The organism is Bacillus sp. S3, assembly GCF_005154805.1.
Taxonomy (GTDB): domain Bacteria; phylum Bacillota; class Bacilli; order Bacillales; family Cytobacillaceae; genus Neobacillus.
Genome location: NZ_CP039727.1, coordinates 882,748 through 895,966, shown reverse-complemented (window position 1 = coordinate 895,966; position 13,219 = coordinate 882,748). Strand labels below are relative to the sequence as shown.

Genomic DNA, 13,219 nt, shown 5'->3' with positions numbered 1-13,219 from the left:
CACTCACGAATGTAAATCAGTATGGATTCCATTATATTCGACAACTCAGTAATCCAAACTTTAAGAGAATCCTTTATGGATATATTGAGCGCTTAATTCTATCTGTTAGAGTAGCAGTATATTGAAAAGGAACTGATGGATTATCAGCTCCTTTTCCTCCTTACAGTTCCATCCCATTCAACAAATCTCTCAAAGCTTTTAATTCCTCAATGCTTAATGTAACACCTTTTCCCATTTTCTCATGGTCAGGTGCCCAGTCACGCAAGTCGAATTTGGGTTCTTTCCCATTCCAACTAATGAGATTGAGTTCTTTACTCCAGCCTTTAGGTGACTGTGATAGGCTCCCCACTGTTTCTTTGATTTCAAATTTAATATCTGCCATTGTTTTTCCCTTCTTTAAAAAACATAATCACTACTTGGGTCAGCAACATTCTTGAACCCAAGATTCAAAAGAAATGAATTTCTTTTACTTTTTCTTATTTCCTTAGCTTGTCCTTTTAAGAGGTGGTTAAAAGAATTTTATATGATTTACAGAAGATGGTGAGGAAATAGTTATTTGTTGTCGTTTATGGAACAAGAAATGAAATAGAGGAATTCAATAAACATGTTAAAATACATTAGCAAAAACATACCCTTACATTTTCTTCCCTCTTTGCTGTTGCTAAACAATTTAAGATAAAATTCAGAATTTGTTTCTGATCCCAAGGTAAATTATCACTTTCTGAGGGGGCATCACTATTACCAAAAAACTGATTGTAGGCATCCAAAGCCTTTTCAATTTGTTGTTTGGAGAATGTAGATTCATCGCCTATTCCACTAACCCCTCCATTGTATTGTTCAGCATCAAGTAAACTATACAAAATGTGAGCATTGTAATTCCCCATGCTAAAACGTGCGTAAGCAATTTCCTTTCCTGCTTTATTGAAACCTGAAATATCGTGGCCCATTGGTTATCCTCCTTCAAAATTTGTAATTCGTTTCCTGAGACAGTAGTTATACGAAAAATCATCAAGAATAGTTTGCTTGGATTCATCACTCCTTTCAGGTTTATTTTTTAAGGCAGAAGGGAAAAGAAAAAAAGGGTGTTATCGTGGATTAACTAGAAGATCCATTTAAGTGGTTGTTTAATTACGTTGGGATTGTTTCATCATTCATCTTGAAATTAGTATAGTATAGGAAGTCATTTTAAGAAGGCATAATCGTAGGTGTAAAATGATGATTGCCATTTTACAAGAGAGGCATGAAAGATTCGAAAAAATTATATCTTATTTACCTTCATAATCATTTCGACTTTACAAAATCTTTTCTACAAAAATGTGAACAGATTGCTTTTTATTATTTTTACAACAAAATTACAAAATCTTAAAATATGTATTTTAAACCAACGGTATGTAAAGCTGTTTTTGCTTAGGATGATTTACATTCAAGTAGAAAGAAGCGTCAAATACAATGAGTTGTACTTTGACGCTTCCAAAAATAATAACTATTTGCTATTTACTACAAATCAATTCCACGAACCCGAATCTTCTAGTCTCTTTTTGCCTTTGAATGCCATAATAATAAGCGCGATATTAATAAGCAGCATCACGATAATTGTATACAACACAGGCGTGTAGCTTCCAGTTAAGTCGAACACGTATCCGTAGCCAGGTAATGCTACTATGCCTGCGACAGCTAAGCCGATCCCAAGCGTGGCATAAATTTGACTATATTCTTTCATTCCAAAAACAGCTGTAGTTATCAATGGCGCTAACGTTCCGATTGAAGCTGTTACAAATCCAAAAATACCAATCGCAATACTGAATGTTGCAGCGTTCCCAGGAATAAAGATTAATAATCCAATTGCAACAATTCCACATAACATTGAAAAGACACCCGTATTTCTTGCTCCGATTTTGTCTGTCAAGAAACCAAATGCTAATGCTCCTACTAACATACCAATCATAAATGCGCCCATTACTTTTCCGGCAAATTCAACATCATATCCAATCCCCATTGCATATGGTGCAATATGCTGTGCAAAGCTTGCAATCGCTGTCATAAAGAAAAAGAACATTAATAATGAATAAAATGCCATTGATTTTTTAGCGACAGCCATTGTCACTCCTCTATCAGTTGGAGCTGCTTTTCCGCCTTCAGTTGTTGCTTCTTGAACCCCATATGGTAATAAGCCTTTTTGTTCCGGTTTCAATCTAATGGTCAATAGAACAACAGGGATAACGATGACAATGACAACAAGGCCCAATGTTATATAAGCATTTCTCCACCCATGCTCAGCTATAAAGTTACCGACCATTGGTTGAATGATTGCGCCAAAGAGGCCCACAGCTGCCATCATAATTCCCATAGCCAGCCCATTGTGCTTTTTAAACCAGCGATTGATGATAACAGGTCCAGCCATTGTAGCTACAAATATAGATCCAATCGCCATTGGAATCGAGAAGACATACCAGCCCCAGACAGAATTCATCAATCCGAACATCGCAAAGGAACCTGCTTGTAAGATAATAGCAAAGATTAAAAGTCCTCTTATATCATATTTCGCCATCATTTTACCTGCTATCGGTAAGAATAGCATAGTAACAATGGATGAAATACTAAAGTATAATGATAGGCTGCCCATACCAATCCCTAAGTCTTTTGTAACTGGGGTTAAAAATAATCCCCCTGCATTATTAATTCCACCTCTTGCAAGACCAATCATTATAGATAGTCCTAGTAATACCCACCATGCAAAGTGGATTTTCCCCTTTTTTTGCTTGCCCACAGTAATTTCTCCCTTTGTTTTATGTTTTGAAAAAGCTTTTCACAGGCAATCAATTACCTGTGAAAAGAACATTAACGTAATTTAATTGAACCACCATCAACCATAATCGTTTGTCCAGTAATATAATCAGAGTCTTCACTCGCTAAAAATACTGCCACACGTCCGATATCGCTTTCAATTTCACCAAGTCTTCTTAACGGAATTTTGGAAAGCATGGCTTGATAGTATTCCGGATTCGCATCAGCCCATTGAAGCATTCCCTCTGATTTTGCAATTGGAGAAATGATATTTACATTAATTCCAAAAGGCCCAAATTCATTTGCCGCTACACGAGTAATTCCACGAATCGCCTCTTTAGCCGCTGCATATGAACCTTGATTTACATCACCGTTAATTCCGGCACCTGAAGCAAAATTAATGATTTTACCCTTTGTATCTTTTAAATAGGGCAGCACTGCTTGCATAAAATAGAATGTTGGATAAAATCCCGTGTTAAATGATAAATCCAATTCCTTTTGAGTTGTTTCTTCAATAGAGGCCATTTTTGATGCATGTGCATTATTTACTAAAATATCAATCTTTCCGAACGTTTCTCCAACTTGTTTTACAATACCGGCTATGTTATCGTGCTCCATAAGATTGGCTTGAATAAAAATAGACTCACGTTGATATTCCTGAAGCTCTTTTATTGTTTTTTGACCGGCTTCCGCATTTAGGTCTACAATCGCTACTCTTGCCCCTTCTTTTACAAAAGCGGTTGCAATTCCTTTACCAATACCACCTGCTCCACCAGTAATAATCGCTACTTTCCCTTGAAGTTTGCTCACTTTTTTATCCCCTTTGCATTTAATAACGTTAGCAATGTAATAATATAAAATATTGATTAACTAGTCAATCAATAAAATTCCACCAAAGATTGACAACTAATTTTCAGATTATTATTAATTTTTTTCCTTTATTGTACTTCAGAAGGCATTTCTTAATCATTTGGTCATCTAGTAGTAAATGGTATAATAGGGTTATTGGACTAATCACAGAAAAAATTAAAATGGAGATTTCATATGGCAAGAAATGAAAAACAATTTAAAATGATACGAGATCAACGATATGAAGAAATTAGCAATGCAGCGTTAAAAGTATTTGCCCGAAAAGGGTTCGCAGGAACTAAGATTAGCGATATTACTTCTTCCATAAATTTAAGTCATGGATTACTTTATCATTACTTCAAATCAAAAGAAGATATTTATGTGTCGCTTATTGTGAATATCCTTGATCAATTTAAACAGGCTGTTACGGAAGCAAATAATAGTAAGGGTACTCCTTATGACAAGCTTAATTGGTTCACAACACTAACTTTTTCAGGTTCTTCAGAGGTAGCGCTTGAACGGCACATTCTAATTATTGAAGCACTTCAAGCAGAATTTCTGTCTGAAGAAATTAAACAAAATATTAGACAAGAGTACTCTGATTCATTAAAAGTTCTTTCCATAATTATTTCTGACGGGCAGCGTGATGGAATATTTATAGAGGGTGATGCAATGGAACTAGCCGCGTACTATTTATCTTTCTCACAAGGTCTTACCTTATGGAATGCTAAAGGTTTTTATCATATTAACGTTTCTGCTGAGACCGTAATGCGTCCATTATTAGCTAATCCTTGAAACTAAAAGCTGCTATCGCTTTGAAACAAGCCTGCATGCGGAAAATTACTGCAATTGTAAGAGATAATTCCAGTAAGCCCCCCTCCTATTTACAAAAAAAACAGCGGCCGATATTCCATGGCTGCTGTTTTTTATATTTATGTTAGATCAACTTTATTTTCCCTTTTTCGCCATCTCATTAAAGTCAGGCATGGTTGGATTAGAAAGGTAATGGCCGCCTTCTACCTGAATAGTTTGGCCTGTAATGAATTTTGACTCGTCCGAAGCCAGGAATAAAACCGTATACCCGATATCATCTGCTTCGCCGTGATATGGGAGCGCATTATGTTTTTCAAACAAATCCAGAATCTCTGGCTGAAGGTTATTTTTAGCTGCAGGAGTTAAAATCAATCCTGGAGCAACCGCGTTACACCGTATGTTACTTTTTCCGTATTGCGCAGCTATATATTTAGTTAAATTAACAACTGCTGCTTTAGAGGCACCGTATGCTGACCGAATAGAATCTGCAGCAAATGCAGACATGGAAGCAGTATTAATAATAGAGCCGCCGCCAGCTTCAATCATATGCGGGATGGCAAACCTGCTGCCCAGTAAAACACTCTTCGTATTCACAGCCATTAGGCGGTCCCATTCTTCAAGGTCAATATTCACTATATCTAAATCTTTTTTTAAATTTGTTAATCCTACATTATTGAATAGAATGGTAATTGTACCATATTGTTCAACTGTAAATTGAACAGCATTTTTAATGGATTCTTCTTTTGAAGCATCCAAGAATACAGCACTTGCTTCTCCACCCTGGCTTTGAATAGATGCCACCGCTTCCTTTGCACCATCAATATTATAATCGCCAATAACGACCTTGGCACCTTCCTTTGCAAGTAACTTGGCCGCTGATAAGCCAATACCGGAAGCTCCTCCTGTTATTAACGCAACTTTTCCGTCAACTCTTGACATCACTCAAAACCCCTTTTTCGATTAATTTTACTGACCGATGAGAAAGTATACTCTAATCCAGCTGCAAAAACAATCGATATAAAAAACACTGAGAGGCAGGAGGGCAGTTCACCCATCTCATAGCACTTACGTGTGAAATCGTGTAATAGTCGGTCAAGTTATCAAGTACAAGTGTAAAAAAGCGACAGATAAGACATACCCGATCGAACTGTTATGTGGGTACCGGCTATAAATCTGGTATCTGCCAGTCAATTTCCTTCATCCCTAAATCGCGTAAAATCGCATTGGTTTTGGAAAATGGTTTACTCCCAAAAAAGCCCTTATTGGCGGAAAATGGGCTGGGATGTGGCGACTTTATGATGAAATGCCTTGATGAAGTGATGAGCTGTTGTTTTTGTTGTGCGAAATTTCCCCAAAGGATAAAAACAACTGGTTTCTCTCTTTGATTCAATTCTTCAATTACTTTATCAGTAAACTCTTCCCAACCCAGGCCTTTATGTGAGTTTGGGCTTCCTGCCCGTACGGTTAAAACCGCATTCAACATCAATACTCCCTGCTTCGCCCATTTGACCAGGTACCCATTATTTGGGATCTGGCATCCCAAATCAGTTTGCAGCTCCTTATAGATATTTTTCAATGAGGGAGGAATCCGTACACCCGGCTTAACTGAAAAACTTAATCCGTGGGCCTGTCCTTGGCCATGATAAGGGTCTTGACCAATAATAACTACTTTCGTTTCGTCATATGAAGTAAAATGCAATGCATTATAAATATCATTTTGCTCCGGATACACCACTTTTGTTTGGTATTCATCTAGCAGTATGTTCCTCAATCGCTGGTAATAGGGTTTCTCAAATTCTTCTTCAAGCAAAGGCGCCCAATCATTTTTCAAAATAGCCATTTCTTCCACTCTCATTTCTATTGTTGATATTCATTCAATTATTTACGATCGAAGTGTTGGTTGATGAATTCGATAAGAATCGGGACCTCATTACCATAAAAACCATAAAAACGAGTAGAAAGAGTAGTTGAGTTTCACCGTACTATGAATCCTTCTTCACAATACCCACTATTTTACTAGAAGGAATGGAAGGGTCATGTTGAACAACTAATGCCTTTGAGAAGCGCTTTAGGTAATGTTCTTCATGCGATTTTGGCGTAAGGATGATCAACTTTCTATTTAATTCTTGTACATATAAGTTAAACACTTTTAATTTGCGGTTTTCGTCCAAAGCGCTGTCGAATTCATCCAGCACAATGAACCCTGGTTTAAAGGATAAGTTTTGTAACAGGGCCAAAGCAAAAAGCAGTGAGCTAAGTGATTCTTCTCCCCCTGATACCCCTTTACCAACCTTTCCTCCGCGGGCCTTTGTACTGACATCCTCCATTGACCCTCGGTGACCTTCTTTTCGTGCTTTTATGAACAGCTTGAAATGTGTTCTTCCTCTTTTATCCTCGGATGACTCCCAATCGACTTCGCCTTCAAATTGAAAATGACTCATATACGACTGAAATCTTCTTCGAATTTCCGTGACCCGCATATTAATGGTCGTTTCTAGCTTGTCCTTTAATTGCTCTGCACGCTCTCTATCTTGATCGAGTAAGATATTCGTACGCTTGTATTCATTGTCTATTCGTTCAAACTCGAACTTAACGGCTTCATAATTTTCAGGTGCTGCAGGGTCAATACCAGGCTCCCTTCTAGCAGCGTCAAATATTATTTTCCCGTTTTCCCGCTGATTTTTTAAGTTTGTCATGGATGGGATTACATCAGGAATAGGTTCAATAGCAATCTCTGAAAAAATGTGCGGAACTAGATCTTTTATTTCTGTTATTTCTTTTATATAATCCACAAGCTGTTGGGCTGTTACATCCTTTTCTTCCTTTTTAGTATTCAGTTGTTTGGAAATTGAATTCAGCCCAGCATGAAAACTTTCTATTTCATCAGCCAGTTGTTCTTCATTCCGTTTCAGCTTTTTCATCCTGCTTTCCAGCTTAATAAGCTCATCTTCAAGTCCTTCTAAAAGAGCAACCTGCTCATCATGCTGAGTCTTAAACGCAGTGAACTGGGCTTGTAGAGTTATTAACTGGTCATATTTCCCCTTCATTTTTCCAAGCTCTTCGTAAAAGGCTTCTTCATCCATTAGGATACCCTGTTTATCTTGAAGTTGTTGCAAATGGACATGCAGACTCATCCTTTTACCATCAAGTTCTCTTAACAATTTCTGAATATCTGCTAATCTTTTGTTCTCCTCTTCTGATCGCTTGATACGGCTTTGACGCTCATAATCCATTGCCATAAACGCTTCCGCTTCTCTTACAGACTGAATAATCCGATTTAATTCTTGTGATTTTTTAGTGTGACTGCCAATGAGTTCATTTAATTGCATCAGCCTGGATTCATATTTGTCGATGAGCCTGTCCACTTCTTTTCTTCTGGCCGCCAATGCCTTCTTACTTAGAATATAACGCTCTTTTTCCTGTGGTCCACGGATCCCCATCGGATCATGTAAGCTCCCATTCAGTATCTTAAATGGACCGTTTTTGAAAAATTGCCCTACCCACCACAGTGCTTTGAGTGCATGTGGAATATCTTCATCCTTCAAACCATCCTTGATTTTCAGATGCAGTTCAGGTAGCACATCTACAGAACGGTCAGGTACCGTCTCCATTAATGGAACGTGGTAAAGATCATTAGGGGGGTCAATCTGTTTTCCTTGAAAAAAGATCGTATACTTAATCGCATGAAATAGCCGTTCGTCTTTTAATTGTGCCTGTTCGTCCAATTCCACCAATTCACGAAGAGAATAGGCTTTAATATTTCGCAAACGAAGAAAGGCTAACGAATCACTTTGACGCTTAGATAGATCACGATTTTCCAGTAAGGAGTCCTGCTCTGTTTTCAACTCATGAAGTTCATTTGAGACGCTCAATTTTTCATTTTTAAAGGCGTTAATTTCTTCATCTAGTTTCGTAATGGTCATCGATACGTCATGACTGCTTTTATATTCAGCTAATCTTTCACTATGCTCACCATATAATCGCTCGTCTTCTTTCACTTGATAATTTAATTTTGCGATTTCCATCAGTAAATCACTGCGCGACAAGTCCAACTGTTCATGCTGCCTTTTAACCTCATCAAGTCGGTTGCTGGTGTCATTGATTGCTTTGCCCAACCGATCTAACTCTTCCTGCACTTGTTTTTCTGTACGGGTAATTTGGTTCTTTCGCTTTGTTAAATCTTCAAGTTCGTTTTCCAGCTCGGCGATGGACTGCCTTTTAACCTGAATTTCCTCATTTATTGTTTCCAGTAATGCATCTGCCTCTTCCAGCCGGCCTTCTAACTCACCTTTTTCAATTAGCAGCTTTTTCGATTGATCGATCAATTTTTCTTTTTCATCTTGCTTGGTGGAGATAGCATCCTTCGTTTCTTCCATATCAGAGTATAGTTCCACCATGATTCCTTCTAAACTATTCATCTCTTTTTTCAAAGCTGATTCTAATAATAAAAGAGATTCTGAATATTCCCTTGCACCATGTAATAGACGTTCTTGATTACTTTTAAACCTTTCTAAATCAGCCTTTTTGATTTGAAGTTCTAATTTTTTGTTATCCACACTAAACTTAGCTGTTTTAAGAGTTTCCGTTGTTTCCTTAAGTTTTTCAATACTTTCTTCCCATTCGCGCTGCGTTTGATCAATTCCATGCATCTCGCTAAAAATCCGAAACCGTTCTTCAGGGTTCATAACGGCAAATTGATTCACCTCTTGTTGATACCAAATGAGATAATAGGCATCGGGGTCAATTTTATATTTGTAGAGCAGATCTTTCTTATAGGCGGAAAAATTAAATTGACGATCCCCTGACGAATATTTAATGGGTTGTTCCCACTGATCCATCTCTTCGCCTGTTGAGATGGAATACTCTTTTTTAATCGGCTGCCCAGGTTCTTGGACCATTCGTAATGTAAATTGAATAAAGGTGGCAGCGTCTATTTTCATCTGGCCATTATTTTTGAATACGATAGATATTTGCGCTTTCCAGGTTTGATCTGGCAATAGATTTCGAGATTTTAACCCTTCCACATCAACTTTTGAAGAATAAAGAACCGCCCCCATGCAATACGTGATCGTTGATTTACCTGAACCATTTGGACCTGTGATCATAATATGCTGGTCTATTCCAGATAAATCAATTTGCTCCGGCCGATAATCTCGAATACCTGAAAATGACATTCTCCAAGGGATCATTCGCCTTCTCCTTTCTGATATAAGTTATATCGTTTAAAAAATTTCAATACTTCTTCTTTGTTCAACTGGTTTGACTGACTGAATTCTGCCGTTCGACGCAAGAACGAATCAGAAAAAAGATGCACGCCAATTGCTGTAAGTTGAAAGGCTCTCTCAGATGAATTCGTTTCATAATCTTCAATCGCACCGATTTTCTTTAAAGGATCTATATTAAGTAGTACTCTTTGGTTTGCTTTTTTCGTTTCGTGCCCGAGTGCCTCTAATAATTGGTCAAATAGTGTAAATTCATGCTGCAATACCTCTTGCTGGTAAAACATATACAGTAAAATCGCCAAACTTTCTTTTGATAAGGTGTTGCGTGCGGATTGAGCTGGTACCCTCATCAGTGCTACTACTTGGTCGCGTTTTTTATCATAAATTAATTGAAAATAACGGCTGATTGCTTGATTGACCCTTGTAATAAAAGAGAAAAACCTGGTGTCATCAGCTGATAGGCCAAGCTGCTTTTCAACTTCTTTACGGGGTAAACCAAAATTTCCGGATCGAATCGAAGCCGATGAAGAGAAGAGAATATTCATAAATGTTAACTCCTCTTCTTGAGTTAAAATCCCTCTAATTGACTGCATGACGTTTAATGGATTTACATTTATATCTGCGGAATCATTCGGATTTTTCATCTCTTTTGACAGAGTTTCTCCGTTTAATAATGTCTGATCCATCTCCATCCCTCATCCACTCCCATTTTTTATCGTAAATCTTGCGTTCTTGTTCTCCAGTTTCCACTGTTACCTTTTTATTACTAACTAACGCCGAAATGGCTGTCAAAGCATTTATGGCGTCACTCCACTGATCGGTGGTGGCTTCAATAATCACCTGCTCGAGCGGTGCTTCCTCCTGTTTTTCAAAAAAAGCTTCAATAGCTGTTGTATCAATCATGTTCTTTGTCAGTAGCCAGTTTGATTCGCCCATTAAATTCTCCAGCTCATCCTCTGACAATTCCTCTGTTGAATATTCTACCGCTTCCTCTTCATCAACGATTGGATCAACCACTGGTTCATATGTCTCTAAATACCAGATCGCCTCTTCAATGGCAGTTGAAGCTAATGGTGAAGCGAACTTAACCGGGATCCACAACCCGTCAATCGCCTCATCCTCATATTGATTTTGCTCCATAAAGCTTAATAACTGATGGGCATTAGGAATATCGGAATCGAGCGGGGGATCAAACATTTTTGAAATGAAGGCGCGGACTTTCTCAGGTTGAATTGTCGATGTTAACGGTGTTTTTTGCATATTTGTGAACTTCACATACTTATTGATCATTCCTAAACTAAGGTTCGTCCCTTCAGCGAGAACAGCCGTCCCCCTTTGCATCAAATCAGTAAGTACTAAACTGTCTTCAACTGTTTGGAATTGTCTTAACCGCTCCTCTAACTTTACCTCTAATTCCTTCATTAATTGATGAATCAGCTCAAGTTGCGGCAGTGCATTGCGGTCCGCGAGCATCTCTAACTCGCGTTCTCTTAAAAGGGCAATCGCATTTTCCACATTTCGAATCATGCTGGCAATTTTGTTTCCTCCAGAAATTCCATTGTCATCGTATGCCTCGCTAATTTCTGCATCACGCCTTGCTTGAAATAATGATCGGCCGATATCATCATTCATATAATAAGCAAGTGAATCGTTGGCAAGGCGGATAAGTGCATCCATCATCCGCTTTCCGACATCCCGCATTTTGATTTTTCTCGTTTGTTTCGAAATCCAATTATTTTTTACTAATACATTAATGATTTGTTCAACCCTTTTTTTTGAAGGGGGTTCTGTGTCATCGTAACGATTTCGATAACGATAATAGACGGTTTCTTCATTTTCAATCGGATCATCAAGGCCAAGTGCCTCTTCATTTAAAAGTTGAATGAGCCTTAGAAATCGTAAAATCTCTCCTGGTGTTTGAAAGAAGTTTTGAGCCCCTAAATCACTTAGAACTCCTGCTAATGACGAAATATCTTTCATCGACTGCATCATTTCCGGTGCCGATCCCGTTGTTTGAAATATAGAGATTAATCCTGTATCCACTTTTTCCAATGATCTACACCTCCCATCATTTGTTCCTGCTCCATTGTGTTATTTTCTAAAAAGTTTATTAAACATTGTTCAAATTGGAACCAGTCGCAGATCACTTGCTGTTCTGGCAAAATGAACTTTTTCGTAAGCGCGTTGTGTTTATAGACTAATGTGTGGATTTCTTTTGAGATTTGCAGGCCATCCCGATCGTAGTCACACCATATCATCACCTGTTTAATATCGCTATTGTCGAGGAGTTGGACAATAGCATTTTTGTGGGTGGAACGTAAATGCCCATCCACACAAATGACGAGAGAATTGGTTTCTTTTAGAAAATCCTCAGCAGCAGCCATTCGCGTAAGGATCGCGCGATTTTCAACCAGCCAAAGCGTCGTTGCTTTTGTTCGGTACGCTTCATTTGCTATCGATAAATTCGTTAAGGCATGAACGGGTCCCCAATCATAGGAAGCGTACTTCCCGCTCAACTGTCCAGCGAAAAAAACAGGCGTAATTTGACCGAGACTTGTTAGCCCTAACTCAACTGCCGGAACATTGGCCCACTCTTCTAAATGGTCAATAAACTCTTGTTTGTAGGAATCAAATTCCTTTGACCCACCAATTTTTTGAAAATAGGCTGCACCGATTTCTTTCCAATCAAATTCCTTCTTGTGAAGACATAATTGACTAAAGGCATTAACAAAGTGTAAATACTTTAACCTGCTGCCCAAATGCCACTTTTGTGGAAAAAAATCCGATGCATTTAATTCATTGTGGTTAAGCTGATTCACTATTTTCGCTATATTTTGTAATCCATGCCCTTTTTTATTTGAAAATTTTCCATGATGAACAACTTGAGTTGATAGAGTTGCTAGAATGTCGCTTTGTAGTTGAAGAAATTCCTGACGAATTTGATCCGTCTTTTGTTGAAGCTTTAATTGTTCATATTGGTACAATCGAAACCCCATCCGATAATGGGCAGAACGGACCGTTTTCTCATCTTTCTCAAACCGTACTTCCTTCAAAATCCACCCATCCTCCAGCCATCTAAAGGTCTGACGATCGTCATCATCTAAATTCACTTTTTTCCGGGGGGTAAATTTTAAAGTATCCAATTTATGATCGTTTGCCGTTGCTCCTTTTTTATGGGGTTGGATTGATAATGTTAAAAGTCCGAGAATTCGATAGGTTCGCTCTGAACGTTTGATAATCTTTGCTTCCAGTAAAAGATTATCGTAATTGGGTTGACCCCACTCCAGCTCCTCGCTGCTTTTAAGAACGAAATCTTTAATATAGTTATGAAATGACTCTTCTATCATAGCGGTACCTCAAATATCTTTTTATATTATTATTTTAACAAACTAATTGGATAAAAGTTTGAGGTATCATTAGGAAATTTTCTTGTGAGTACATGCCCTATCTTATCTCTTCAATAAATAAATTTGTGGAAATTTATAGTTTTTTATAAGGATTTCTTATGGAGCTGGAATCAAGTTCATCTTGAATTTGAGCAAAGGCAGCAT

The 13,219-nt window shown here is 37.9% G+C and carries 11 protein-coding genes; 1 reads left to right on the top strand and 10 read right to left on the bottom strand.

The window, feature by feature from the left end; translation table 11 throughout:
• Positions 1 to 160: 160 nt before the first annotated feature.
• The 4 genes from FAY30_RS04150 to FAY30_RS04135 all read right to left on the bottom strand — a co-directional run bounded on the left by FAY30_RS04150 (position 161) and on the right by FAY30_RS04135 (position 3,594).
• On the bottom strand, positions 161 to 382 hold the full coding sequence (locus FAY30_RS04150) for a YdbC family protein (RefSeq protein WP_149868696.1): 222 nt from the start codon (positions 380 to 382) through the stop codon (positions 161 to 163).
• A gap of 235 nt (positions 383 to 617) precedes the next feature.
• Positions 618 to 947, bottom strand: a complete 330-nt coding sequence (locus FAY30_RS04145; RefSeq protein WP_149868695.1) for a hypothetical protein — start codon at positions 945 to 947, stop codon at positions 618 to 620.
• Between the two features lie 557 nt (positions 948 to 1,504).
• On the bottom strand, positions 1,505 to 2,767 hold the full coding sequence (locus FAY30_RS04140) for an MFS transporter (RefSeq protein ID WP_223820885.1): 1,263 nt from the start codon (positions 2,765 to 2,767) through the stop codon (positions 1,505 to 1,507).
• A gap of 71 nt (positions 2,768 to 2,838) precedes the next feature.
• Positions 2,839 to 3,594, bottom strand: a complete 756-nt coding sequence (locus FAY30_RS04135; protein ID WP_149868694.1) for an SDR family NAD(P)-dependent oxidoreductase — start codon at positions 3,592 to 3,594, stop codon at positions 2,839 to 2,841.
• Positions 3,595 to 3,828: 234 nt separating this feature from the next.
• Here FAY30_RS04135 and FAY30_RS04130 point away from each other — a divergent pair, with 234 nt between their 5' ends.
• Complete coding sequence (locus FAY30_RS04130) at positions 3,829 to 4,428, top strand: TetR/AcrR family transcriptional regulator (RefSeq protein WP_149868693.1); 600 nt, start codon at positions 3,829 to 3,831, stop codon at positions 4,426 to 4,428.
• 153 nt (positions 4,429 to 4,581) lie between these two features.
• Here the strand turns inward: FAY30_RS04130 and FAY30_RS04125 are convergent, their stop codons facing one another.
• The 6 genes from FAY30_RS04125 to FAY30_RS04100 form a co-directional block, all read right to left on the bottom strand.
• The gene (locus tag FAY30_RS04125; RefSeq protein ID WP_149868692.1) at positions 4,582 to 5,385 is read right to left on the bottom strand and encodes an SDR family NAD(P)-dependent oxidoreductase; all 804 of its coding nucleotides are present in this window, start codon (positions 5,383 to 5,385) and stop codon (positions 4,582 to 4,584) included.
• 226 nt (positions 5,386 to 5,611) lie between these two features.
• Positions 5,612 to 6,286 carry a uracil-DNA glycosylase gene (locus FAY30_RS04120; protein ID WP_149868691.1) on the bottom strand — a complete coding sequence of 225 codons (675 nt, stop codon included), beginning with the start codon at positions 6,284 to 6,286 and terminating at the stop codon, positions 5,612 to 5,614.
• Between the two features lie 142 nt (positions 6,287 to 6,428).
• The gene (locus FAY30_RS04115) at positions 6,429 to 9,635 is read right to left on the bottom strand and encodes a coiled-coil domain-containing protein (RefSeq protein WP_149868690.1); all 3,207 of its coding nucleotides are present in this window, start codon (positions 9,633 to 9,635) and stop codon (positions 6,429 to 6,431) included.
• Positions 9,632 to 10,312, bottom strand: coding sequence for a hypothetical protein (locus FAY30_RS04110; protein ID WP_149872584.1), 681 nt, complete (start codon positions 10,310 to 10,312; stop codon positions 9,632 to 9,634). The genes FAY30_RS04115 and FAY30_RS04110 overlap by 4 nt, the downstream gene beginning before the upstream one ends.
• Positions 10,296 to 11,720 carry a hypothetical protein gene (locus FAY30_RS04105; RefSeq protein WP_223820884.1) on the bottom strand — a complete coding sequence of 475 codons (1,425 nt, stop codon included), beginning with the start codon at positions 11,718 to 11,720 and terminating at the stop codon, positions 10,296 to 10,298. The genes FAY30_RS04110 and FAY30_RS04105 overlap by 17 nt, the downstream gene beginning before the upstream one ends.
• A complete protein-coding gene (locus tag FAY30_RS04100; RefSeq protein ID WP_149868689.1) occupies positions 11,696 to 13,015 on the bottom strand; it encodes a toprim domain-containing protein in 1,320 nt (439 codons plus the stop codon). The genes FAY30_RS04105 and FAY30_RS04100 overlap by 25 nt, the downstream gene beginning before the upstream one ends.
• Positions 13,016 to 13,219 lie beyond the last annotated feature (204 nt).

Bases quoted from the DNA above. Each gene is read 5' to 3' on its own strand.
- FAY30_RS04115 (WP_149868690.1), bottom strand. From the start codon at position 9,635: ATGATCCCTTGGAGAATGTCATTTTCAGGTATTCGAGATTATCGGCCG.
- FAY30_RS04125 (WP_149868692.1), bottom strand. From the start codon at position 5,385: ATGTCAAGAGTTGACGGAAAAGTTGCGTTAATAACAGGAGGAGCTTCC.
- FAY30_RS04100 (WP_149868689.1), bottom strand. From the start codon at position 13,015: ATGATAGAAGAGTCATTTCATAACTATATTAAAGATTTCGTTCTTAAA.
- FAY30_RS04130 (WP_149868693.1), top strand. From the start codon at position 3,829: ATGGCAAGAAATGAAAAACAATTTAAAATGATACGAGATCAACGATAT.
- FAY30_RS04120 (WP_149868691.1), bottom strand. From the start codon at position 6,286: ATGGCTATTTTGAAAAATGATTGGGCGCCTTTGCTTGAAGAAGAATTT.
- FAY30_RS04110 (WP_149872584.1), bottom strand. From the start codon at position 10,312: ATGAAAAATCCGAATGATTCCGCAGATATAAATGTAAATCCATTAAAC.
- FAY30_RS04145 (WP_149868695.1), bottom strand. From the start codon at position 947: ATGGGCCACGATATTTCAGGTTTCAATAAAGCAGGAAAGGAAATTGCT.
- FAY30_RS04150 (WP_149868696.1), bottom strand. From the start codon at position 382: ATGGCAGATATTAAATTTGAAATCAAAGAAACAGTGGGGAGCCTATCA.